At 65.8% G+C, this 23,199-nt stretch carries 22 protein-coding genes; 8 read left to right on the top strand and 14 right to left on the bottom strand.

Translation table 11 applies throughout. From position 1 onward, the window contains the following. Window positions 1–15: 15 nt before the first annotated feature. The 9 genes from neuC to CHB73_RS06820 form a co-directional block, all read right to left on the bottom strand. Window positions 16–1,200 (bottom strand): UDP-N-acetylglucosamine 2-epimerase, encoded by a 1,185-nt coding sequence (neuC, locus tag CHB73_RS06780; protein WP_089273462.1) that lies wholly within the window; start codon window positions 1,198–1,200, stop codon window positions 16–18. A 52-nt stretch (window positions 1,201–1,252) separates the two neighbouring features. Next, window positions 1,253–2,359: an NAD-dependent epimerase/dehydratase family protein gene (locus tag CHB73_RS06785; protein ID WP_089273464.1), complete on the bottom strand. Its 1,107-nt coding sequence runs from the start codon at window positions 2,357–2,359 to the stop codon at window positions 1,253–1,255. Between the two features lie 12 nt (window positions 2,360–2,371). Next, complete coding sequence (locus CHB73_RS06790) at window positions 2,372–3,382, bottom strand: NAD-dependent 4,6-dehydratase LegB (RefSeq protein ID WP_089273466.1); 1,011 nt, start codon at window positions 3,380–3,382, stop codon at window positions 2,372–2,374. A 1-nt stretch (window position 3,383) separates the two neighbouring features. Beyond that, a complete protein-coding gene (locus CHB73_RS06795; RefSeq protein WP_089273468.1) occupies window positions 3,384–4,433 on the bottom strand; it encodes an N-acetylneuraminate synthase family protein in 1,050 nt (349 codons plus the stop codon). A gap of 91 nt (window positions 4,434–4,524) precedes the next feature. After that, entirely contained in the window at window positions 4,525–5,394 is an 870-nt protein-coding gene (locus CHB73_RS06800) for a DMT family transporter (RefSeq protein WP_089273470.1), read from the bottom strand. A 3-nt stretch (window positions 5,395–5,397) separates the two neighbouring features. Beyond that, window positions 5,398–6,189 carry a DNA/RNA nuclease SfsA gene (gene sfsA, locus CHB73_RS06805; protein WP_089273472.1) on the bottom strand — a complete coding sequence of 264 codons (792 nt, stop codon included), beginning with the start codon at window positions 6,187–6,189 and terminating at the stop codon, window positions 5,398–5,400. Continuing rightward, window positions 6,182–6,805 (bottom strand): VOC family protein, encoded by a 624-nt coding sequence (locus CHB73_RS06810; protein WP_089273474.1) that lies wholly within the window; start codon window positions 6,803–6,805, stop codon window positions 6,182–6,184. Before CHB73_RS06810 ends, sfsA begins: the two co-directional genes overlap by 8 nt. A gap of 36 nt (window positions 6,806–6,841) precedes the next feature. Then, window positions 6,842–7,297, bottom strand: coding sequence for a hypothetical protein (locus tag CHB73_RS06815; RefSeq protein ID WP_089273476.1), 456 nt, complete (start codon window positions 7,295–7,297; stop codon window positions 6,842–6,844). 206 nt (window positions 7,298–7,503) lie between these two features. After that, window positions 7,504–7,854: a DVU0772 family protein gene (locus CHB73_RS06820; protein WP_089273478.1), complete on the bottom strand. Its 351-nt coding sequence runs from the start codon at window positions 7,852–7,854 to the stop codon at window positions 7,504–7,506. 230 nt (window positions 7,855–8,084) lie between these two features. On the opposite strand from CHB73_RS06820, the gene CHB73_RS06825 reads away from it, so the two are divergent. The 7 genes from CHB73_RS06825 to CHB73_RS06855 all read left to right on the top strand — a co-directional run bounded on the left by CHB73_RS06825 (window position 8,085) and on the right by CHB73_RS06855 (window position 13,677). Continuing rightward, window positions 8,085–8,591, top strand: coding sequence for a PocR ligand-binding domain-containing protein (locus CHB73_RS06825; protein ID WP_179216940.1), 507 nt, complete (start codon window positions 8,085–8,087; stop codon window positions 8,589–8,591). Window positions 8,592–8,631: 40 nt separating this feature from the next. After that, window positions 8,632–10,356 carry an FAD-dependent oxidoreductase gene (locus CHB73_RS06830; RefSeq protein WP_089273483.1) on the top strand — a complete coding sequence of 575 codons (1,725 nt, stop codon included), beginning with the start codon at window positions 8,632–8,634 and terminating at the stop codon, window positions 10,354–10,356. A 36-nt stretch (window positions 10,357–10,392) separates the two neighbouring features. Continuing rightward, window positions 10,393–10,836, top strand: coding sequence for an acyl-CoA thioesterase (locus CHB73_RS06835; RefSeq protein ID WP_089273485.1), 444 nt, complete (start codon window positions 10,393–10,395; stop codon window positions 10,834–10,836). A gap of 43 nt (window positions 10,837–10,879) precedes the next feature. Then, window positions 10,880–11,626 carry a hypothetical protein gene (locus tag CHB73_RS06840; RefSeq protein ID WP_089273487.1) on the top strand — a complete coding sequence of 249 codons (747 nt, stop codon included), beginning with the start codon at window positions 10,880–10,882 and terminating at the stop codon, window positions 11,624–11,626. A gap of 66 nt (window positions 11,627–11,692) precedes the next feature. Beyond that, complete coding sequence (gene murI, locus CHB73_RS06845) at window positions 11,693–12,538, top strand: glutamate racemase (RefSeq protein ID WP_089273489.1); 846 nt, start codon at window positions 11,693–11,695, stop codon at window positions 12,536–12,538. 82 nt (window positions 12,539–12,620) lie between these two features. Then, on the top strand, window positions 12,621–13,334 hold the full coding sequence (locus tag CHB73_RS06850; protein ID WP_089273491.1) for a type 1 glutamine amidotransferase: 714 nt from the start codon (window positions 12,621–12,623) through the stop codon (window positions 13,332–13,334). 55 nt (window positions 13,335–13,389) lie between these two features. Further along, window positions 13,390–13,677 (top strand): hypothetical protein, encoded by a 288-nt coding sequence (locus CHB73_RS06855; RefSeq protein WP_089273493.1) that lies wholly within the window; start codon window positions 13,390–13,392, stop codon window positions 13,675–13,677. A gap of 301 nt (window positions 13,678–13,978) precedes the next feature. On the opposite strand, the gene CHB73_RS06860 is transcribed toward CHB73_RS06855, so the two are convergent. The 5 genes from CHB73_RS06860 to CHB73_RS06880 all read right to left on the bottom strand — a co-directional run bounded on the left by CHB73_RS06860 (window position 13,979) and on the right by CHB73_RS06880 (window position 22,710). After that, window positions 13,979–14,842 (bottom strand): tetratricopeptide repeat protein, encoded by an 864-nt coding sequence (locus CHB73_RS06860; RefSeq protein WP_089273495.1) that lies wholly within the window; start codon window positions 14,840–14,842, stop codon window positions 13,979–13,981. A gap of 57 nt (window positions 14,843–14,899) precedes the next feature. Next, the gene (gene gyrA, locus CHB73_RS06865; RefSeq protein WP_235641565.1) at window positions 14,900–17,362 is read right to left on the bottom strand and encodes a DNA gyrase subunit A; all 2,463 of its coding nucleotides are present in this window, start codon (window positions 17,360–17,362) and stop codon (window positions 14,900–14,902) included. 259 nt (window positions 17,363–17,621) lie between these two features. Next, window positions 17,622–20,069 carry a DNA topoisomerase (ATP-hydrolyzing) subunit B gene (gyrB, locus tag CHB73_RS06870; protein ID WP_089273499.1) on the bottom strand — a complete coding sequence of 816 codons (2,448 nt, stop codon included), beginning with the start codon at window positions 20,067–20,069 and terminating at the stop codon, window positions 17,622–17,624. After that, window positions 20,070–21,233, bottom strand: coding sequence for a DNA polymerase III subunit beta (dnaN, locus tag CHB73_RS06875; protein WP_089273501.1), 1,164 nt, complete (start codon window positions 21,231–21,233; stop codon window positions 20,070–20,072). A 142-nt stretch (window positions 21,234–21,375) separates the two neighbouring features. Continuing rightward, entirely contained in the window at window positions 21,376–22,710 is a 1,335-nt protein-coding gene (locus CHB73_RS06880; RefSeq protein WP_089274187.1) for a DnaA ATPase domain-containing protein, read from the bottom strand. 299 nt (window positions 22,711–23,009) lie between these two features. On the opposite strand from CHB73_RS06880, the gene CHB73_RS16745 reads away from it, so the two are divergent. Beyond that, complete coding sequence (locus CHB73_RS16745) at window positions 23,010–23,180, top strand: hypothetical protein (protein ID WP_179216941.1); 171 nt, start codon at window positions 23,010–23,012, stop codon at window positions 23,178–23,180. Window positions 23,181–23,199 lie beyond the last annotated feature (19 nt).

A 23,199-nucleotide genomic window follows, 5' to 3' on the forward strand; every position in this document is an offset into this window, starting at 1 on the left:
CTCCGGCCTGGCGCGCTAGTAGGTCATCTTCTTCTGCACCAGGGCGGGGCCGAGCGCAACCGTGGCCAGCACCTGGGCGATGCGCGGCCCGGCGTCGCCGGAGCCGTAGGGGTTCTGCACCGTGGCGCAGTGGGCGCGCCAGGCGTCGTCGTGGATGCCCTTCAGGCAGGCGGCGTAAATCTGGTCCTGGTCGTACTGGGTGTCGATGACGTTGTCCGCGCGCAGGCGGCCCTGCTGGCGCGAGCCGATGTTCACCACCGGGCAGCCGAAGATGGCCGTCTCCTTGATGCCGCTGGAGGAGTTGCCCACGTACACGCCGCGCCCGGCCTTGCCGCAGATGTTCAGCATACCGTGATAGTTGCGCCGCCCCAGGCTCTTGTGGGCCTGCAGGTTGGGCAGGCCCCGGGCCATAAGCGCCTCGATCTCGGCGATGATGGCCTTTCCGCCCGCGTCGTTGTTGGGATAGGTGAGGATGACCTGCACGCCCTCCTCCGCAAGCCTGCGCATGGCCTCCAGGGCCGGGCGCACCTGGGCCGCCGCGGCCTCGAACTCCGTGGTCACGGAGTGCTGGGTGAACACGGCCACCGGCCGCGAAAGGTCCAGGCCGTAGCGGTCGGCCAGCTCCTGCGGCGCGGCGTAGTTGCCCTGGGCGATCAGATCCAGCGCCGGGAAGCCCACGTTGAACACGCGCCAGGGCTCCTCGCCCAGCTTGCGCACGCGCTCGGCGGCCTCCTCGTTGGTGGTGAAGTGCAGGTGCGACAGCTTGGTCATGGCGTGGCGCACACTGTCGTCCAGGGCGCCGCCCTCGGTGATGTCGCCGCCCTCGATGTGCGCGGTGGGAATGCCCATCTGCGTGCCCGCGATGACCGCGGCCAGGCCCTCGAAGCGGTCGGCGTAGACCACCAGGAAATCCGGCTTGAGGGCGTCCAGCCCCTCGGAAAGGCTGACGATGCCCGTGCCGATGGCCTGGGCCGTGGCGGCCAGCGTGTCGTGGCGCATGGTCATCTTCACCTCGGCGTGGATGGCGAAGCCGTCGCGCTCGATCTCGCTCTTGGTGGCCCCGAAGTCCTCGTCCAGGTGCGCCCCGCCAACGAACAGATAGCCGTCCAGGTCCGGGTGGGCGTTGATGGCCTTGATGATGGGGTATTGCAGGCCGTATTCGGCCCGGTTTCCCGTAAAGATGGCGATTGTGCGCTTCATGCTTGTCCTGTGTGGAAGGTGCTGTGGGTGGACCGGCCGCGAGGCCGGGGCGCTACAGGCAGCCGCGCAGGCCCTGGGCCAGCCCGATGCCCGGCCGCCAGCCCGTGAGCGCGGTCAGGCGCGCGTTGTCCAGCACCAGGCTGGAGACCCGCGCCGCCGGGTCCGGCTCCCGCTCCTGCGGAAGGCGGGAAGTATGAAAAAGTTCCGCCGCAAGGTCAAGGAGCGCGCCGATGCGCGTGCCCGCGCCCGTGGACAGGTTGGCCGTAAGGCAGCCGCCTTCCGCCAGGGGGCCGGAAGCCAGGGAGCCGGGAACCAGGGAGCCGGGAACCAGGGCGTTGGCCGCCAGCCCCAGGCACAACAGCCCTTCCGCGGCATCGGCCACGTGCAGAAAATCGCGCACCGGGCTCTCGTCCCACACGCGCAGGGGCTCGCCGCGCCGCACCTGGGCCAGCACGCGGCCCAGCACCGTGTTCTCGCCGCCGCCGGGACCGTAGAGATTAGACAGCCGGGCGATGGCCCCGCGCAGAGGACCGCTGGCGCAGGCCGCGCGGATGAGCCCCTCGGCCTCGATCTTGCCGCGCGCGTACTGCGCCGCGGGCAACAGGGGGTCGTCCTCCCGCGCCGGACGGCCCAGGGCGTCGCCGTACACGATGCCCGTGGACGGGAACACGAAGGCGCAGGCCACGCCGGAAAGCGCTGCGAGCGCCTCGGCCACAAGGTCCACGTTGAGCCGCCGGGCAAGCTCCGGGTTTTTCTGGCAGGCCCCGGCATCGGCCAGGCCCGCCATGTGGAAGAACGCCGCCAGCCCGGCCCGGCCCGCATCCTGCGCCGCCCCAGCGCAATCATAGCCTTCTTCACCCAACGGGGGTCCAGGGGGGAGCCCCCCCTGGCCTGCGGAGCACGATCCCGAGCACCCAGCCAGCCCGGCCCGGCCCTGGCGCAAAAACGCCGCAGCCTGGCCTAGCGCGGCCTCGCCGCCCGCCTCATGCGCATACCCTTCCGGCAGCGCGCCGGGCCAGGGGCGCGTGTCCACGCCCAGCACGCGCGCGCCGGAGTCCAGCAGCAGGCGCACCAGCTCGCGGCCCAGGAACCCGCAGGCACCGAAGACCACGGCGCGGCCGAAGGCGGCGCTTTGGGGCGGGGTGGGGCAGCCGGGCACGCGCTTTTGTCCCTAGATGTTGTAGATGTCGGCCTTGTAGGCCTTGCGGTTCTCGGGATCGGCGAACCACGCGGCCGTCTCGGCCAGGCCCCGGTCGAAGCCGTCCAGCCCGCCGTAGGCCGGGTGCCAGGCGCAAAAGCGCGCGGCCTTGGCGTTGCCCGCGAACAGGCGCTCCACCTCGCTTTTCTCGGGGCGCAGGCGGGCCTCGTCGCACTCGATCTCGATGTCGGCGCCCATGACGTGGGCGATGCGCTTGGCCGTGTCCCCGATGCTGACCTCGAAGCCGCTGCCCACGTTGACGACCTCGCCCACGGCGGCGTCGCTTTGCGCCACGGCGACAAAGCCGCGCGCGGTGTCGGTGACGAAGTTGAAGTCCCGCGTGGGGGTGAGCGCGCCCAGCTTGATGCGCCGCTTGCCCGCCGCGATCTGCGTGATGATGGTGGGGATGACGGCGCGGGCGCTTTGCCTGGGGCCATAGGTGTTGAAGGGCCGGATGACGGCCACGGGCGTGCCGAAGGCGGCGTGGAAGGACAGGGCGATCTGGTCGGCGCCGATCTTGGTGGCCGAATAGGGCGACTGGCCTTGCAGGGGGTGCTCCTCGGTGATGGGCACGAAGCGCGCGGTGCCGTACACCTCGCTGGTGGAGGTGTGGACCACCTTCTGCACATCGAGGTCGCGGGCGGCCTGCACGATGTTCAGGGTGCCGGTGACGTTGGTCTGCACGTAGGTGTCGGGCGAGTGGTAGGAATAGGGGATGGCGATGAGGGCGGCCAGGTGCAGCACCACGTCGCAGCCGCGCATGGCCGTGCGCACGCCGTTCGGGTCGCGGATGTCGCCGGGGAACACGTCCAGGCTCTTTTTCAGCTCCGGCTCGAAGCTGTCCAGCCAGCCCCAGGAGGAGAAGGCGTTGTAGTGCACGAAGGCGCGCACATCCACGCCCTGGCGCAGGAGCATTTCCGTGAGGTGCGAGCCGATGAAGCCGCCCGCGCCGGTGACGAGGATCTTCTTGCCTGTGAGTTCCATGCTAGTCCTTTCCGCCTTCCACCATGTCCCAGGCGAGCTGCGTGTTCGTGTCGATGTCGCGGGCGGCCGCGCGGCCAAGGAGCCCCTCGAAGTGCTCGGCCAGGATCTGCCCGGTGCCGGGCCGCTTGACCCAGAGGTTGGCCTTGGACAAGGCCTCGCCCTTCTTGACGGGCGCGATGGTGACGCAGCTTGCGTAGGCGAAGTCGATGGTCACCTGTTCCTCTGGCAGCACGCCCTTTTCCCCGCCGCGCGCCTTGTGGATGATGGCGCTGCCCTGGATGAGCTGGCGCATCTCCTCCGGGTCCATGGACAGGAACACGTCCGGTCCGGGCCAGCTTTTGTCCGAGGTGAAGTGCCGCTCCAGCATGGAGGCCCCCAGCGCCGCCGCGCCCAGGCAGGGGTAGATGGTCAGGGTGTGGTCGGAGAGGCCCGCCACTGCGTCGGGGAAGGCCTCCATGAGCTGCACCATGGCCCCCAGGCGCACCTTTTCCGGCGGGGTGGGGTACATGCTGGTGGTGTGCATGAGCCCGAAGGGAACCTTGTGCCGCCTCAGGATCTCCACGCTCTTGCGCACGCTGTCCATGCCGTTCATGCCGGTCGAAAGGATGACCGGCTTGCCGAAGCCGGCGATGTGGTCGATGAGCGGGTAATTGTTGCACTCGCCGGAGCCGATCTTGTAGCCGGGCACGCCCATGGACTCCAGGCGGTCGGCCGCGGCGCGGGAAAAGGGCGTGGACAGGTAGATCATGCCCAGGCTCCGCACCAGGTCCATCAGGCGGCGCTCCTCGGCCTCGGAAAGCTGGCAGCGCTCCATGATCTCGTAGATGGATTCCTTGGCGTTGCCCGGAATGACCGTTTTGGCCTGCGGGCTCATCTCGTCCTCCACCACGTGGCACTGGAACTTCACGCACTCGCAGCCCACGGCGTGCGCGTCGCGCACCATGCGTTCGGCCTTGGCGTAGTCGCCCTCGTGGTTGATGCCGATCTCGGCGATGACAAGCGGGGCGTGGTCCGGTCCGATTGCGCGTCCGGCCAGGGTGATTTCGGGCATGGGCTTGCTCCTTTCCTGACTCGCGTCAGCGTGGGCGGACGATAGAGAAAAGGGGGCGAAGAATCAAGACGGAGGCGGTCCTCCGCCGGGGCTACCGCCGCCGCGCGCCCAGGCCGATGCCGACCAGCGTGGCGGCCACGCCCAGAAGCTCGGCCAGTCCGGCGGGCCGGGCGAAGAAGGCCAGGTCCCACACGTAGGCCAGGGCGGGCTGCAACAGCAAAATAAGCCCGGCCAGCGACATGCGCGTATCGCGCAGCCCGCGCGAGATGAGCGCCCAGCCCATGAGCTGAGAGGTGATGCCGTAGCCAGCCATGAGCAGCAGGGGCATTCCGAGGGGCAGCAGCGGGCTTTCCCCGCGCACCAGCAGCACGGGCAGCAGCAGGGCCGCGGTCATCAGCGAGTTGGCCGTCATGACGGCCAGCTGCGAGCCGTCGCCGCACAGGGCCATGCTGCGGCCCAGGGCCAGGATGAACCCGGCATAAAAGAGGCCGGAGAACAGGCCGAAGAGCACGCCCCAATGATAGTCGGCCCCGGCGCTGGCCCAGGCGGGCGCGACGATGGCCAGAAGCCCGCCCATGGCCAGGGCCAGGCCCGCGAAGAAGCGCAGCCCAGGCCGCTCCCCAAGGAACACGATGCCCCAGGCCGCCAGCACGAAGACCTGGAAGTTGCCGAACAGCGTGGACAGCCCAGGCCCGATGTACAGAATGGACAGGTGCCAGCACACCAGATCTCCGGCGAAGAAGCCCGCGCACGCAAGGGACCACCACCAGCCCGCGCGCGGCATGGCCGAAAGCCTGGAGCGCGGCTCGCGGCTGGCAAGGCTGGCCAGATAGAGCCCGACCCCGCCGATGAGCACCCGGTGGAAGGCGGCCGCATCGCCGCCCACGCCGTAGGGCGCGGCCAGCTTCACGAACAGGGGCGAAAAGCTGATGAGCACCGCTCCGAGAACAAGACGCCACATGGCTCAGCCCCCTTCTTCCCGCACGCGCGCGGCCCAGCAGGGGGCCAGGGGCAGGCGTTCGGCCAGATGGACGCCCGCTTGCGTCACCCGCGCGCGCCAGGCCCACAGCTCCACCCCGGCGCGCAGGGCGCGCACCAGCCCGGCGGCGTACTGCGGGTCTATGGCCTCGGCCGGGGCGAAGCAGTCGCCGTCCGGCCGCTGCGTCAGAAAGAACAGCGCTGCCCGGCAGCCCTCGCTCCGCAAACGCACAAGCTCGTCCAGGTGCTTGCGGCCGCGCTCGCTGGCCGCGTCCGGGAACTGGGCCTGGCCGTCCTCCACAAGCGTCACGTTCTTGCACTCCACATAGAGCGGCGGCAGGCCGGGGCCTGTCAAAAGGGCGTCCAGGCGGCTGGCGCCGGTTTTGGCTTCAGGCGCAAAGCCCGTGTAGGCGAGGGCCTCGGGCAGCAGGCGCGCGCGCCAGGCCGCGGCCAGCAGACGGTTGGGGCTCAAGGTGTTCACGCCCACCCAGGCGGGGGGTTCCCCCCTGTGCCCGCCGGGCAGGGCCAGGGCCTCCAGGGTCCATTGGAGCGCGCGCTGCGGCCCTGTTGCCCGCTGCGGCGCAGGCGAGAGCAGGGCCTGGGTTCCGGGGCGCAAAAGCCCCAGCATGGAGCCGGTGTTGTTGGTGTGCGCGCGCAGCTCCGCGCCGGTGTGCGGGTCCACGGTCACGGCGGTGAAGCGTTTTTCGCGGCGCACAAAGGCGGCAACGCGGCAGCCGGGCGGGTAAGGGAGCAGCAGCGCGCCCGAAGCGCTACACATGCCTGGGGCCTTTGCCGCCGCCTGCCCTGCCCTCGGCGGCGGGGTCGCGGCCCACGAGCAGAAGCCCCTCGCCGGGATAGGCGCGGCGGTCTTCCGGCCGGGTGGGTGCGACGGGCTCGGGCCACGCTCCGGGCACGGGCTCGGCCCCCTGCCGGGCCAAGGGCGTGGGCGCGCTGTCGGCCATGACGGGCTGCGCGCGCAGATCCACGCCGGGCGCGGGCACGCTGAACTCCACAGCAATGTTGTTGGGGTCGAAGGAGTACAGCGAGCGGATGAAACCGTGGTCCACCACCTCGGACACCCAGAACCCGGCGGCGTCCAGGCGGTCGCGCAGCTCCCACAGGGCGTTTTCGTCCTCCAGGCCGAAGGAGATGTGGTCGAAGGTGAAGGGGCCGCGCACGGGCGCGCCGTGGTCCTTGTCCGGCCCTGGCTCCACGCCGGGCCATTCGAAGAAGGCGATCATGTCCTGGGCGCTGATCTCGAAAAAGTAGTGCCGCGAGCCGGGGTGGCCCAACCCGGCCACCAGGCGCATCCCCAGCAGGTCGCGCCAGTAGCGGATGGTGGCGTCCATGTCGCCGGTGGCCATGGCCAGGTGATTGATGCCGGTGAAGCGCATGGTGGCCTCCAGGCCGCAGGGGGCGGGCTGCGGCGGCTATTTCGTGACCGTGACCTTGACCTGCTTGAAGATGTCGGGCCTGAGGTTCGGCTCGGGCTTGCGGATCTTGATGACGACATCGCACTCGCCCTCGGCCAGGGCGGTGAAGGTGTACCGCACGCGCCGTCCGTCCTCAAAGGGCTCGATGCCGTCCAGGCGCAGCAGGACGGGATCAAAGGACGTGCCCGCGAACACGTAACCGGAAAGGCCGGGATCGCGCATGTCGAGCGCAAGCAGGCTGCCTGCGGGCACGCGGGCCTCGTGCTGCTGCTCGCCGTCCAGCCGCATCTCCACATTTCCGCTGCCGCCAAGCATCCTGGGCATGTGCGCACAGCCCGCCGCCACAAGCGCCAACGCCAGCGCCGCCAGGGCCAACACGGCGAAACGCCGGGCCAGCGCGCTGACCGGGAATGAACGGAAGGGACGCATCAGAGCGAGGGGGGACGGCGTCATGGCGGCTCCTGAGGGGGTTGGTGTGGTCGCACCGCCTGTGTAGCGCGCGCCGCCCACGGGGGCAAGCCGTGCCCTGGCCCGGGAAAAGAGGTGGGGCCGGTTGCCCGGCCCCGTCTGGCGAGTGGGAGAGGAGGATGCGTTTCGGGGAAGGAAGAGGAGGATAGGGAAAGCGCTGTCCGGGTGTTCGTCTCGGAATGCGCGGAGTCCTACTGTTGGGGGCGCAACTGGGATTCCAGCCAGTGGCGGACGTTCTGGTCGGGCGGATACACGCCCTTAAGCCCGCCGACCGACTGCATGAACTCCCGGGCCAGATCGTCGGGCAGCTCCACTTCGGCCAGTTCCCTGGCTTCCTCGGAATTGCGCCGCACCAGAATGGCCCTGGGCTTGCTGTCCCAGGTGTAGACCACGAAGTAGTTGCTGTAGTCGGCCTTGGACCGCACGGGCTGGTGGTCCGCCCGCCAGGAGTTGTTGCCCCATTCCAGGTACAGGGTCACGGCATCCCAGGGAGTCATGCTCCAGTCGATCTCAAGGTCGCGGTAGGTGTGCAGGCTGGCCATGGTTTCCTCCTTGCGTCTTGATGTGAACAGTAATCTTTCCTGATAAGATGTCAAGGCTTTCACGAGCCATTTTTTTGGGTGCCTCCGCCCGGTTTTTGGAGTAGGCAACGTGCTGCGAAGAAACGCATTGCCGTGTCGCGGCAGAGGTTTGACGCAGGCGTGCGCCTGTGCCAGAACCGGTTCGCGTCCGAGCGCAACACCTGAAACACATCTGCGAGGTTGCCATGGAGATGACGGACATCTTGCCTGCGAAAGAGTGGGCAAAGCTCGAACAAGACATTTACGACCGTTATGGCGTGAGCGCGCACGCACACAACAAGGACGGCGCGCCCTTCACCGGACGCGAGCTGTGGGGCAACCGGCTCTGCCCGGCCCTGCGCAAGATTCCCGGCGCGGGCACGGGCATATGCGCCGTGGTGAACCAGGCCGTCCGCGCCGAGGCCCGGCAGACCGGCAAGAGCGTCATCACCGAGTGTGACGCCGGGTTGATGCTGATCGCCGTGCCGGTGATCGTCGATGGCGAATTTCTCGGAATGCTGGGCGGCTGCGGCGGCCTGTGCGACGGCGCCGAACCCGAGAGCTTCCTTGTGGAGAAGCTTACCGGCATGAGCGAAGAGCAGGTGGCGGAACTCGCCTCGGACATGCGCCGGTATTCCGAAGAGGATGCCCAGGCCATCGCCCGCGACATCGAGGAGCGCGTGGCCGAAGCGGTGCGCGCGTACACTGCCGGGCACTAGCAACCCGCGCCCTCGGCGCGGCACAGGCGGGAGGATACCCATGGGCGGAAACATCGTGGTCATTGGCGGGGTGGCTCTGGGGCCGAAGGCGGCCTGCCGCGCCAAACGGCTCGATCCCGAGGCGCGCGTGGTCATGGTCGACCGCGGCGCACGCATCTCCTACGGAGGCTGCGGCATCCCCTATTTTGTGTCCGGCGATGTGAGCGACGTGGACGAATTGCAGTCCACATCCTTCCACATGCTGCGCGATGTGGCCTTTTTCCGCGACGTAAAGGGCGTGGAGGCCCGGCCGCGCACCGAGGCCCTTTCCATCGACCGCGAAGCCAAAACCGTGCGCGTGCGCAGCCTGGACACCGGGGTCGAGAAAGATCTGCCCTACGACAGGCTGGTGCTGGCCACGGGCAGCAGCCCGCGCATACTGCCCATTCCCGGCGCGGAACTGCCTGGCGTGCGGGCCGTGGCCGACCTGGAGGCCGCCATGGCCATCCGCGAGGGCCTCTCGTCCGGACGCGTGGGCAGCGCGGTTGTGGTGGGCGCGGGCTTCATCGGCCTGGAAATGGCCGTGGCCCTGGCCGACATGTGGGGCATTGAGACCACGGTGGTGGAATACGCGCCCACGGTGCTGCCCACGGTGCTCTCCCCCGTGCTTGCGGCCATGGCCCAGCGCCACATGGAGGAAAAGGGCGTGGCCTTCCGCCTGGGCGCGCAGGCGGCGCGCATTGAGGGCGAAGGCAAGGCCGAGCGCGTGGTGCTGCGGACCGCCGTGGGCGAGGAAACCATCGCAGCCGACCTGGTCATCATGGCCGTGGGCGTTGCCCCAAATTCGGAGCTGGCCCGCGCGGCCGGGCTCGACGTCTCGCCGCGCGGCGGCGTGGTGGTGGACGAGACCCTGCGCACCAGCGACCCGGACATCTTCGCCGGGGGCGACTGCGCGGAGATCAAGAACCTTGTCACCGGGCAGGACTTCTTTTTGCCGCTCGGCTCCCTGGCCAACAGGCAGGGCCGGGTGATCGGCGACAACCTCTGCGGGGGCGATTCACGCTTCCCCGGAGCGGCCGGGGCCTGGTGCGTCAAGCTCTTCGAGCTTTCGGCCTCCGGCGTGGGGCTTACCCTGGACGCCGCGCGCCGCGCCGGGCTCGACGCCGTGGCCGTGCAGGTGAGCCAATTCGACCGGGCGCACTTCTACCCGGACAAGGACTTCATGTTCCTTGAGCTTGTCGCCGAACGCGGCACCCGGCGCGTGCTGGGCGTGCAGGGCGTGTGCTCCCTGGGCGACGCCCTTGTGGGGCGCATCGGCGCGGTGAGCGCGCTTATGCCGCACCGGCCCACGGTGACAGACCTGTCGCTGCTGGAACTGCCCTACTCGCCTCCCTTCAGCTCGGCCATGGACATCGTCAACGTGCTGGGCAACGTGGGCGACAACATCCTCTCCGGCCGCAACGAAAGCATCGACGCCCTGGCCTTCGCGGAGCTCTTCGCCGAGCGGGAAAGCGGCAAGGCGTTCTTCCTGGACTGCCGTGAACAGCCCAACGCCGCGCCGTACCTGGCCAGGTATTTCGGCGAGTGGCACAACATCCCGCAGGGGCAGCTGGCGGGCAGGCTGGACGAGGTGCCGCGCGACCGCACGGTGGTGCTGGTGTGCAACTCCGGCGCGCGCTCCTACGAAGCCTTTGTCACCCTGGCCAAGGCCGGGTTCGACCGCGTGGTCAACGTGGCTGGCGGCATGGCCACAGTGGCCAAGGCCGGGCTCGCCCCGGAAGTGTAAGCAGGCCGCGCCGCGCGGCCGCAAGGAGCATCCCCCGTGCCCAGAATCTTCTCGCAGGACATCGTCGTCGCCAAAACGGACATCGACGTGCAAGGCCATGTGAACAACACCCGCTACGTGGCCTGGATGCAGGACGTCGCCGTGGCCCACAGCGCGGCCCAGGGCTGGCCCATGGACCGTTACGTGCGGGAGGGCGCGGGCTGGGTGGTGCGCCAGCACACCATCACCTATCGCCGCCCCTCGTTTTTGGACGAAACCGTCACGGCCTGCACGTGGATCTCCAGCTTCTCGCCCCGGCAGAGCGCGCGGCGCTACCTGTTCTGGCGCGCGGCCGACCGCGTTGTGCTGGCCGAGGCCGAAACCCAGTGGGTGTTCATCGACCTCGCGACCGGCCGCCCGGCCAAGGTGCCGCAAACCCTGCGCGAGGCCTTCGAGATCGTGGAGGACGAGGCGGAAGTGAAGCGGATGCTGGAGGGGTAGGGGGACAATGGCTTGACCGCATAGCCAAAGGGTGGTGGCTAACGTGACGAATCAGAGGCAAGCTACTGATGAGTTGGAAGAGTTGTATGCGGAACTTAAGGCCTTCATCGACTCCAAGAAGCCGCAGATAATCGCGTCGCCACACTTCGCTCATGTCAACCATGAGGGGAAAAGAATACGGGTGGAAGTAAGCGACGGGGCATTTCTCTCTATTCTCACGTCATCGGTTGAGGTCTACCCTTCTTCATATATTGGGAATGGAGAGGACTTGCCAGGAGAAGGGGAAGTATGGGGCCGACTCTTTGGATTCGTCACGGAAGATCAGGAAGACATCACCTATATAGTCACAGGCGCTTCTGTGATGCAAAATTACGAGTACCGGACGCACAATTCCTGCTGCCCATCTGAGGGTCATGACTTCAAAGTCACCTCCATAACAAATGCAATACCGGGACTTATCTGCCTTGGTAGCTTTCACAGCCATCCGTATCGCTACTCTGACTTCACCACAGACTTTTGTTCTCACTGGTCGCAGACGGATTACGAAAGCACCCTTGCGACGGCGGAACACTACGTTGTCCCTCCTCTGGAATTGATTTTCGCATTGTCTCACCTGAACTCTGCCAAAAAGTACAGACCCAAGACTATGCCCTCCTACCTCGTCAACTATTGCAGAAACTTCAAGTTCGTGCTCAGGGCGTTTGTTCTTAACATGCTTGAGGAGAGTCTAGACGATGTAGATATGCTGCGTTGCACGTTGGCGGGCAAGATTGTGAACCGCTCGGATTGACTCCCGCGCCCTCCCGGTGCACAAATCCCCTCGCGGCCACAGCCGCAAAGGGAGCATGGGTCCGACATGAGTTCCGATTCCTCCGCCAGCACCGCCTCCCTGCCCATCGGGGTCTTCGACTCCGGCGTGGGCGGGCTCACGGTCTTGCGCGCCCTGAAAAACGCCCTGCCCGGCGAGGACTTCCTCTACCTGGGCGACACCGCCCGGCTGCCCTACGGCACCAAGAGCGGCGCAACCGTGGCCCGGTACGCCCTGCAGACCACAAAGGTCCTGGTGGACCAGGGCGTCAAGCTGCTCGTCATCGCCTGCAACACCGCCTCGGCCGTGGCCCTGCCCGGCTTGGCCCAGGCCTACCCGCACATCCCCGTGGTGGGCGTCATAGAGCCCGGCGCCCGCGCCTGCGCCGCACAGGCCCCGCACGGCCGCATCGCCGTCATCGCCACGCGCGGCACCGTGCGCGGCGCGGCCTACCAGACCGCCATCCTGCGCCTGCGGCCGGAGGCCACCATCGCCACCCGCCCGGCCCAGGTCTTCGTGGCCCTGGCCGAGGAAGGCTGGACCGAAGGCCCGGAGGTGGAAGCCGTGGCCGCGCGCTACCTCACCCCGCTCATGGCCGAATTCCCCGGCGGCAAGCCCGATTGCCTGGTGCTTGGCTGCACCCACTTTCCCGTGCTGGCCCAGGCCATCCGCAAAACCCTGCCCGAGGGCGTGTGCCTGGTGGACAGCGCCGAAACCACGGCCGAAAGCGTGGCCGCCGAATTGACGGAGCGGGGCCTGCGCAAGCCCGGCGCGCGCGCGGGCGGCAGCGTGCGCTTCTTCGCCACAGACGACCCCCAGCGCTTCGCCAAGGTGGGCGAAATCTTCCTGGGCGAGCCCCTGGCGCCGGAAGACGTGACCCTCGTGGACCTGTAGGGGGCGCGCAAAGCCTGGACAAGCATCGCGTTCCTGGGGCATTTTCCCGTTGGGCACCCAACCAGAACCCCCAGGAGGGACCATGCTTCGCCTGCATAGCCTTCGCCATGCACGTTTTGAAACAGAAGCCGAAATAGCCGCCTGGGCGCAAGAACGCGGCCACAGCCTCAGCCATACGGACCTCTGGAACGGCGAAACCCCGCCGCATCCGGACAGCTTCGACTTCCTCATCGTCATGGGCGGCCCCATGAACATCTACGAGGAGGACGCCCACCCCTGGCTGGCCATGGAGAAGCGCTTCCTCAAAAGCAGCATCGAGGCCGGAAAGCTGGTACTGGGCGTGTGCCTGGGCGCACAGCTCCTGGCCGAGGCCCTGGGCGGCGCGGTGACGAAAAACGCGCACCGGGAAATCGGCTGGCACACGGTGAGCGCAGGGCCGGACGCTTCAAAAAGCCGTGCGTTCGCCTCGCTGCCGCAAGAATACGCGGCCTTCCACTGGCACGGCGACACCTTCTCCATCCCCCCCGGCGCACAGTGGACCGCCAGAAGCGAGGCCTGCGCCCACCAGGCCTTCAGCGCGCGCAACGACCGCGTGGTGGCCCTGCAGTTCCACCTGGAAACCAACGCCCAAAGCATGGCGGAACTTGCGCGCAACTGCGCCGACGAAATCACCCTGGACCCTGTGAAATGGCCCTATGTGCAGTCCGCAGCGGACATGGCCGCCCGGCCCGAGCGCCTGGCTTCCTTGCGCGGGCTGCTGTTCCGCCTGCTGGACAACATGGCCGCGCCGGTATAGACCCCGGCACCGCGCCGAAGGGGCGCAGACACGCAACACCAAACAAGGGGGAGGCATGGCCGAAACCGTCGAAGAACTCACCATCAGCTACGAAGAGGACGGCGTCGTCGTCACCGAGGAACTGGACAAGGTGGTCCTGTCCAAGGGCGCATGGGCCACCGTGCTTTTCAAGTACCGCTCCTGGGACAAGGCCAAGAACGGGTACGGCCCCGTGGCCTTCACCATCCGCCGCTACCGCAAGCAGAACGGCGAATACAAGCAGCAGAGCAAGTTCACCATCTCCAGCGAAGACCAGGCCCGCAAGATCATCGACGCCCTGAACGGCTGGCTGGACGGCAAATAGCAGCACGCCAGGGGCGCCGCCCCTGGAACCCCGCCGGGTGGCTACGCGCCCCCCGGAGCCCCTGCGCACGCGGCGCGATTCCTGCGGGCAAAACCCCGCAGGAATCGCGCCGTGAGCATGGTCCCTGAACAAAAACCTCGTCGGCGCACCGTCCAGAATCCCCGGCTTTCCCCAGACCGCATTGTCTCCCCTTCACAAAGGGATTCCAAAGGGCTCGCGGCCCTTTTGCGGGGGTGCCGGGGGCAGCGCCCCCTGATTCAGATCAAAAATGGTTTGCTTCGCCCCGGACGTGCGGAGGCGGCTATTTGGCGCTCACGCGGCGGCGCTTCACGTTTGCGCTGCCGGCGTTCTGCATGTCGGCGTCGCCGGGTTGCAGCTTGGCCACGGATGGGCTCTCGTTGTGCTGTCCCAGCCCGGACAGCCGCATGACGATGACTTCCGGATTGGGGTAGCTGTCCTTGATGGACAGAAGCAGTTCCCTGGCCTTGGGCAGGTTGTGCTCCACCTCATACGCCTCGGCCAGCAGGAATGCGCTCATGACCTTGGTTTCCGCCGGGGTTGTTTCCTCGGAGAGCACCTTTTGCAGAATTTCTTTTGCCTTGGCCCAATTCCAGGACAGCGCGTAGGTTTGCGCCAGTTCGTAGCGGGCGCGGGCCCGCACCTCCTGGTCCTCCGCCTGCGCGATGCTCTGGGTCAGCAGGTCCACGGCGAGATCGCTTTTGCCGATGGCCCGGTTGGCCACGGCCATGCGCATCTGCACGTGCACGATTTTTTCGGCGTCGCCGTCCGCCGTATCCAGGCACCGCCCCCAGGCCTCGATCGCTTTTTGCCGCTGGCCGCGCACTTCGTACAGCTCGCCCAGGCGGAACAGCAGCGCCCAATTTTCCTTGGGCCGCGAGCCGTACTCCAGGGTCGCCGTCTCCAGCAGGCTTACCGCCTTGTCCGGATCACCCTTGACCCCGGAGCAGATCTCCACCAGCCGGGTCCAGGCCTCCAGCCTGTGACGGCCGTGCGGGTCGGCTTGCAAATAGCGCTCGTAGGCGGTCTCGGCCTCCAGGAAATAGCCGGAGGCATAGGCCTCGCGCGCAAGGCGCAGGTCCAGGTCCGAGCCGGTGGCCTGCGTGCCCCCGCAGCCCAAGCACAGAGCGGCGAACGCCGCCAGCATCACTGCCGGAAGCGCCGCCGCCCATGATTTCGCAGCTGTGCGCGCCGCGCGCAAGGCTTACTCCTCTGCGCCGGGAGCGTCCTCCACTCCCTCCACGCCTTCGGCCTCCAGGCCGTCCATGGGGTCCAGGCCCTGGCGCTGCACCAGGTCGAACCCGGCCACCACGGTGCCCTCGTCAAGATTGATGAGCTTCACGCCCTGGGTGGCGCGGCCCAGGTTCAGGCTTACCTGGCGCACGGGGAAGCGCACGATCTTGTTGGCCGAGGACAAAATGACCATCTGGTCGGTCTCGGCCACCATCACCGCGCCCACCACCTTGCCGGTCTTGTCGGTCACGCGCATGTTGATGATGCCCATGCCCGAACGCGACTGCGCGCGGTACTGGTCCAGCGGGGTGCGCTTGCCGTAGCCGTTCTCGCTCACGGTAAGGATCTGCTCGCGCTCGGGATCGCCGGTGACCACGCCCGCCACCACACGGTCGCGACCGCGCAGGGCGATGCCCTTGACCCCTTCCGTGGCGCGGCCTGTGGGCCGGACCTCGCCGACCGCGAAACGAATGGCGGTGCCCTGCTCGGTGATGAGCAGAATCTCCGCATCGCCATGCACCCCGCAGACCATCATCAATTCATCCTCTGGCTTGAGGCTGACGGCGCGGATGCCTGTGGAGCGGCTGTTGGCGTACAGCGCCGCGCTGGTGCGCTTGACCATGCCCCGGCGCGTGACGAAGAGGAACTGACGGTCCTCGGCGAACTCGCGCAGGGTCAGCGCCGTGGCGATATTCTCGTCCTTCTCCAGGGGCACCAGGTTGGCGATGTGCGCGCCCTTGGCGTAGCGACCGGCCTCGGGCACCTGGTGGGTTTTAAGCTGGTACATGCGGCCCTGGTTGGTGAAGAGCAGCAGATACTGGTGGTTGCTGGTCAAGAGGAAGGTGTGCACGAAGTCGCCGTCGCTGGTGGACACTCCGGCGATGCCCTTTCCGCCGCGCTTCTGCTGCTGGTAGTGCGAAAGGCTGGTGCGCTTGATGTACCCCCGCCGCGACAGGGTGATGACGCACTCGTCGTCCGGAATGAGGTCCTCGATGGCGATGTCCGCGGCCTCTTCGGTCATGATCTGCGTCTTGCGCGGTGTGGCGTAGCCCTGCTTCATCTCGTTCAATTCGTCGCGGATGACGCCCTTGAGCACGTTTTCGTCGGCCAGCACGCTTTTGAGCCAGGTGATGAGCTTCTCCAGCTCCTTGAGCTCGTCCAGGAGCTTTTCGCGCTCCATGTTGGTGAGCCGCTGCAGGCGCATGTCCAGAATGGCCTGGGCCTGCACTTCCGTAAGGCTGAAACGCTCCATGAGGCCGCTTCTGGCGTCCAGTGCGGTCTTGCTGGCGCGGATGAGGGCCACCACCTCGTCGATGTTGTCCAAGGCGATTTTGAGGCCTTCCAGGATGTGGGCCCGGGCCTCGCTCTTGTCCAGGTCGAAGCGGGTGCGGCGGATGATGACCTCGCGCCGGTGTTCCAGGAAGTGGGCCAGAATCTGCTTGAGGTTCAGCAGCCTGGGCCTGTTGCCCACCACGGCCATCATGTTGATGCCGAAGCTGGTTTCAAGTGGCGTGAACTTGTACAGGGCGTTGATGACGATGTCGGCGATGGCTCCGCGCTTGAGCTCCAGCACGATGCGGATGCCCTTGCGGTCGGATTCGTCGCGCAGGTCGGATACGCCGTCGATCTTCTTGTCGTTGACCAGGGCGGCGATCTTCTCCACCAGGCTCGACTTGTTCAGGGCGTAAGGAATTTCCGTGATGACCACGTTCTCCTTGCCGCCTTTTTTGACCTCTTCCACGTGGACCACGCCGCGCATCCGGATGCTGCCGCGGCCGGTGGTGTAGGCGTCCACAAGGCCCTTGCCCGCGTACACCTGGCCCCCGGTGGGGAAGTCCGGCCCCTTGATGATGGGCAGCAGCTCGCGCGCGGAGCAGTTGGGATTCTCCAGGACGTGGAGCGTGCCGTCGATGAGTTCGCCCAGATTGTGGGGGGGAATGTTGGTGGCCATGCCCACCGCGATGCCCGAACTGCCATTTAAGAGCAGGTTGGGCACCTTGGCCGGCAACACCACGGGTTCTTCGAGCGTGTTGTCGTAGTTGGGGCGGAAGTCCACGGTGTTCTTGTCGATGTCGCCCAAGAACTCGCTGGCCAGCTTGGCCATGCGCACTTCGGTGTAACGCATGGCCGCCGCGGCGTCGCCGTCGATGGAGCCGAAGTTGCCCTGCCCGTCCACCAGCGTGTCGCGCATGGAGAATTCCTGGGCCAGGCGCACCAGGGCGTCGTACACGGCGGAATCGCCGTGCGGGTGGTACTTGCCGATGACGTCGCCGACCACGCGGGCGGACTTCTTGTAGGCGCGGTTGTAGGCGTTGCCGAGCTCGTGCATGGCGAACAGGATGCGCCGGTGCACGGGTTTCAGGCCATCGCGCACATCCGGTATGGCGCGGCCCACGATGACCGAGAGCGAGTACTCCAGGTAGGATTTCTGCATCTCGCGTTCAATGGTGACGTTCTGACTCACGTATGTCCTCCGTCGTATATGGCGGCGGTGCGGGCAGCCGGGGCGAAAACTTCGCCTCTTCCACCGGTTTTCCCCACACCACCAAGGGAGCGCAACGCCCCTGAACCCCCTGCAAGAGGCGGGGGGCATTCACTCCGCAAGTACTTCAACACACTCCAATCATGGCGGGATTCCGAAGAACGCCTGTCCTCCGGCCGCTCAGGGGGCGTCGCCCCCAGGGCTCTACTCCCTAAATATCCAGTTCTTCCACGGTCATGGCGTTGCGTTCAATGAACTCGCGGCGCGGGGTCACGCAGTCGCCCATAAGCTCGCTGAAGATGCGGTCCGCCGCTTCGGCGTCGTCGATCTTGACCTGAAGAAGGGTGCGCTTGTCCGGGTCCATGGTGGTTTCCCACAACTGCTCCGGATTCATTTCGCCCAGACCCTTGTAGCGCTGCACGGTGTAGCCCCTGTGCGACTCCTCGAGCACCGCGTCCAGCAGCGGGAAGAAGCCGTTCACCTTCACGGAAGCGCCTTCGGCGCGGGCAAGGCTGAACTCGTGCCCGCCGCACTGGCTGGACAGGCTTTCGTACATTTCCTGGGCCTTGCGGTAGGTCTTGGAGTTGAAGAACTCCAGCCCCAAGCGCGTGCGGTGCCCGTTGGCGCTGGTGAACACCACGAAACTGCGGCGCTCGGTCTCGTCCTCGCCCTGCTCCACATCCAGATGCACGCCGTACCCCGCATCCACAACGCCGGAAAGCAGTTCCTCCACCGGGGCGGCGGCGAAATCCTCCGGCGCGCGCCGGGGCTGACGCACCAGGGAGATGAACAGCGGTTCCTCGATGCCCATGTGCAGGGCCTCGCGCACGCGGTCCTTGAGCTGCCGGATCTGATCCAGCAAGGCGCGCAATTCCTTGGCGCGGAACACCCTCGGCCCGGCTTCGGCCTCTTGCGCGGTGACGGCAAGATCCCTTTCCGCCTGGGAAAGCAGGAAGGCGTGCAGTTCCTTTTCGTCCTTGATGTACTGCTCGAATTTGCCCTTGTGCGCGCGGAACAGCGGCGGCTGGGCGATGTAAATGAACCCGCGGTCGATGAGCTCGCGGTACTGCCGGAAGAAGAAGGTCAAGAGCAGGGTGCGGATGTGGCTGCCGTCCACGTCGGCGTCGGTCATGATGACGATCTTGTGGTAGCGCAGGCGCTCAAAATCCGGTGTATGCTCGTCATCCAGGCCGTTGCCCGGCACGCCCACGCCCATGGCGGTGATCAGCGCGCGGATTTCCTTGTTGCCAAGCATCTTGTCGTAGCGGGTCTTCTCCACGTTCAGGATCTTGCCGCGCAGGGGCAGAATGGCCTGGATGCGCGGGTTTCGGCCCTGCTTGGCCGAACCGCCTGCGGAATCGCCCTCGACGATGAAGATTTCGGACTCGCCGGGATCCTTGCTCTGACAGTCGGCCAACTTGCCGGGAAGGGCGTTGTCCGAGAGCGCCCCTTTGCGGCGCACCAGGTCGCGGGCCTTTCTGGCGGCCTCTCTCGCGCGCGCCGCGTCCACCACCTTCTCGATGATGGCCTTGGCCTCCTTGGGATTCTCCTCAAGGAAGGTGGTCAGCTTCTCGTACACCAGGCCAGCAACCAGGCCAGCAACTTCGGAGTTGCCGAGCTTGGTCTTGGTCTGGCCCTCGAACTGGGGCATGGGCAGCTTGACGCTGACCACGGCGGTGAGGCCCTCGCGCACGTCGTCGCCCGCCAGCTTCTCCTTGAGCTTCTTGGAAAGCTCGGACTTCTGGATGTAGGTGTTCAGCGCGCGGGTGAGCGCGGTCTTGAAGCCGGCCAGGTGCGTGCCGCCCTCGATGGTGCGGATGTTGTTGGCGAAGGTCTGGACGTTTTCCTTGTAGCCCTGGTTGTACTGCACGGCGATTTCGGTGACCACGGTGCCGTGCTCGCCGGAGTCGCTTTCGCCGATGGCGTAGATCATTTCATGGACAGCGGTCTGCCCCTGGTTCAGATCCTCCACAAAGGAACGGATGCCGCCCTCGAACTTGAAATTATCCTTGTCGCCGGTGCGCTCGTCCAGAAATTCGATCTCGATGCCCCGGTTCAGGTAGGCCAGTTCCTGAAAACGCTTTTTCAGGATGGCGTACTCATACTGATTGGTCTCGAAGATCTCCTCGTCGGGCTTGAAGCGCACCTTTGTGCCGGTGCCGGTGGCCTCGCCAAGCTCGGTCACGGGCCCGGCGGGCACGCCGCGCACGTAGGTCTGCTGGTAGGCGCGGCCGCCGCGCTTCACCGTGGCGGTTAGCGTCTCGGACAGGGCGTTGACCACGCTGACGCCCACACCGTGCAGGCCGCCGGAAACCTTGTAGGCATTGTTGTCGAACTTGCCGCCCGCGTGCAGGATGGTCATGACCACTTCGAGCGCGGTCTTTTTCTCCTTGGGGTGCATGTCCACGGGAATGCCGCGGCCGTTGTCCGACACGGTGACGGAATTGTCCATGTGCAGCGTGACCTTGACCCGGGTGCAGTACCCGGCCATAGCCTCGTCGATGGCGTTGTCCACCACCTCGTACACCAGGTGGTGCAGACCGCGCGCGTCTGTGGAGCCGATGTACATGGCCGGGCGCTTGCGCACGGCGGAAAGGCCTTCAAGGACGGTGATGCTGTCCGCGGTATAGGCGGCGGCGTTCTTTTCCTTCTCGGTCATTTAGGCGTTTTCCTCAGCGTAATAGGTCTCTTCCTGGATCATCATGGGCATGATGATGACGTTGTAATTCTGGTCCTTGTCGCCGGACACGCCGCAGGGCGCCTCGGCGCCGGTCAGAATCAGCGTCACCTCCTGGGAAGCGTAATGCGACAGAATCTCGATGAGGTTCCGTGTGGGGAAGGCGATGCGCTGCAGATCGCCCTGGTAGGTGGCGGCCAGGGGCTCCTGGGCGGTACCCACGTCCTGGCCCTGGCTGTACAGCACAACCTCTCCCGGGCTGAACAGGAAGTAGGTGCAGCGATTGCTGTCGGTGTTGAAGATCAGAATGCGCTCAAGGGTGTCGATGAGCTCCGAGCGGTTCACCGTGAGGCGCGCGGCCGTCGGATCCTTCAGCTTGGAAAGGAAACCCTGATAGTTGGGATACTGGTAGAAGGACAACGGCAGACTAAAGGTCTCGCGCTTGTCCCCGGTGCGCAAAAACAGGCGCTTTTCGCCCATGGCCAACTCAATCTCGTCCGCACCAAGCCATTTCTTCAGCTCGGAAAGATACTTGCGCTGAATGAGCACGCCATCGCGCGGGAGCAGGTTGAAGATGTCGTCGTTGACAAAGGTGAACATGGCGAACTGGTGCCCGTTCAGGCCGCAAACCTCCACGCGCTTGCCCGCAGCGTCCTGCTCCGGCTTGAGGTACAGGCAGGCGATGGCCTCCATGTTGTCCTCTTCGCTGATGCAGAAGCCGATCTTTTCGATGACCTCGTGCAGGAAGTCGCCGCTCCAAAACACGGTCTCGCCTTCGGGGAACGGAGCAAAGGCCTGGAACCACTCCGGTTCGTTGGCGGGCAGCTTGTACTTGCGGCGCCCCTGCTCGATGAGCATGTTCTTGCCTTCTTCATCAACCTTGATCGTGAGCTCTCCCTTGGGCAGATTGCGCACAAGGTCGCAGAAGGCGCGGCCCTGCACCCCAACGCGCCCGGGGGTCATCACCTGGGCGGGATATTCGCCGCAGAATTCGAGACTGGAGTCCGTGGACATGATTTTGAGGCTGCCGTCCTGGGCTTCCAGCCAAATGCTGCGCAGGAAGGCCGCGCCGGTCTTGGCGGGAATGATGCCGGCGGACTTCTGCAGGCCTTCAATGATTTCGTCGCGGTTTACTTTCACAAACATACATATTCTCCTTGATGGCTATTATTAGCCGCGCCCATTTGTTCCAAACCGTGACAACATACTTTTATCTTTACCTTTATTAGGAACATCGGGTGTTGTCTCACAGGAACAGCCTGATGTTTCACGCGTGCTGTGAACGCCCTCATGCCGGTTGCCGACAACGAAGCTTCAAATCTTTCAACAGCTGTTTCATTTCCCTGGTATCTTCTTGCATTTCATGAATTTTCTTTACGCTGTAAATCACTGTGGAGTGGTCTTTGCCGCCAAAGGAGCGCCCCAGCGCCGGGTAGGACAGGCCGAGCATCTGCCGGCACAAGTACATGGCCACCTGCCGGGCCAGGGCGATATTCTGCCGCCTGTCCTCGCCCAGCACATCCTTTTTGCTGACCTGATAATGCTGGCACACCGTGTCGATGACAACATCCACCGTTATTTTGGGTTGGTCGCGTTCCTCGGTGTTGGACAGGATCTGCTCGAAGTCCCTGGCCGAGATGTCGCGCCGGACAAGTTCGCGGAAGGCCAGCAGCTTGATGAGGATGCCGCCCAGTGCACGGAAATTTTGGAAGCGCTGGGCCAGCGTGAGCACCTGTTCTTTGGAGAGCGGCAGCTTCTTGGCCCGCACGCGATCCTGGATGAGGGCCACGCGCACTTCCATGTCCGGCTGCTTGAGGCCGACCACCAAGCCGCCCTCCAGGCGTGAGCGCAGGGCTGGCAGCATGTCCTCCCAGACGCCGATGCGTTCCTGGCAGGTGAAAACCATCTGCTTGCGCGCGTCCTGAAAAATATTGAAGATGACGAGCAGTTCCTGCTGCAGGCGTTCATCTCCGGCCAGCCAGTGGATGTCGTCCACCAGCAGGAAGCGGTGGCGGCACAGGTGCTCGCGCGCGGAGAGCTGGTTCTGCTCCGGGGAAAGCAGGGAGCGCAGTCCTTCCCCCGTGGTCACGAGAATGCTGTCCAAGGGGTGGGTTTTGGCCACCTCGTTGGCGATGGCCTTGAGCAGATGACTTTTCCCCGAGCCCGACTTCCCGCAGATGACGAAGGGATTGAACTGGGCGTTGTCGCTTCTGGCAACCTGCCGGGCGGTCTCCAGCGGAAAGAAATTCTTGGAGTTGGTCAGAAAGCTCTCGAAGCTGTATTGCGCGTCAAAGGGAAAGGCCAGCTTGCGCGGCTGCATGGCGTTGTGCGCCAGGCCAGAGCCGTTGTCGCCGGGCTGGCTGGCGTTCGCCGCCATCTGGCCGCGCCGCGCCGCAGGGGCCAGGTAGCGGATGTCGCAGGGGTGGCCCTGGAAGCGGAACAGTTCGGCCTCGAAACGGTCCTGCATCTTCCCGGCGAACCACTGGGCGAAGTAGCTGTGCGGAAAGGCCACCTGAACCTCGTCTCCGCCCCCGGACATGCGGATGTCCAGGGGATCGAACCAGCGCTTGAGCTCCTGCTCAGTGCAGCTGGCGGACAAATGTTCTCGAAGGGCTTTCTTCACGGCCGGGAACGCCTCGCTTTGGCGGTGCAATTTGTGGATAAACAAAAGGAAAACAGCGGCCCGTGCGGCAGGTCGGGCCGCCTACCCAATCACCCCGCCTCATAGCCCAAAACACAGCCGATGCCAAGTGAATACAAGGCCCCTGCCCCATAAAAAACATTGCCTTCCAATGCGAATTGCGCCATGTTCCCCTGTGCCAAAGCTGTTTTTTTTCCACAGAATGCGGCAAGTTTTCAAGAGTGTTTCAAACGTGTTGGTCCTAGCCGCCCTGGCGGCGGATGACCGGCGGAGACGCAGAAATGGGCGCGGACATTCTTTCCCGTAAAACCGGGCATATCCTGTTCACTGTTGCGGTGGACGGCGAAAGCGTCCGCGGGCGCAAGGCCGTCGCCCTGCCCGCCAGACCCCATGCGGACAAGCGGCGCAAGCCGCCGCGCCACCGCCCGGACCATCTTCTGGACAACGCCTGAAAGTTTCCTGTGGCGCACA

It is taken from the genome of Humidesulfovibrio mexicanus (assembly GCF_900188225.1).
Lineage (GTDB): Bacteria > Desulfobacterota > Desulfovibrionia > Desulfovibrionales > Desulfovibrionaceae > Humidesulfovibrio > Humidesulfovibrio mexicanus.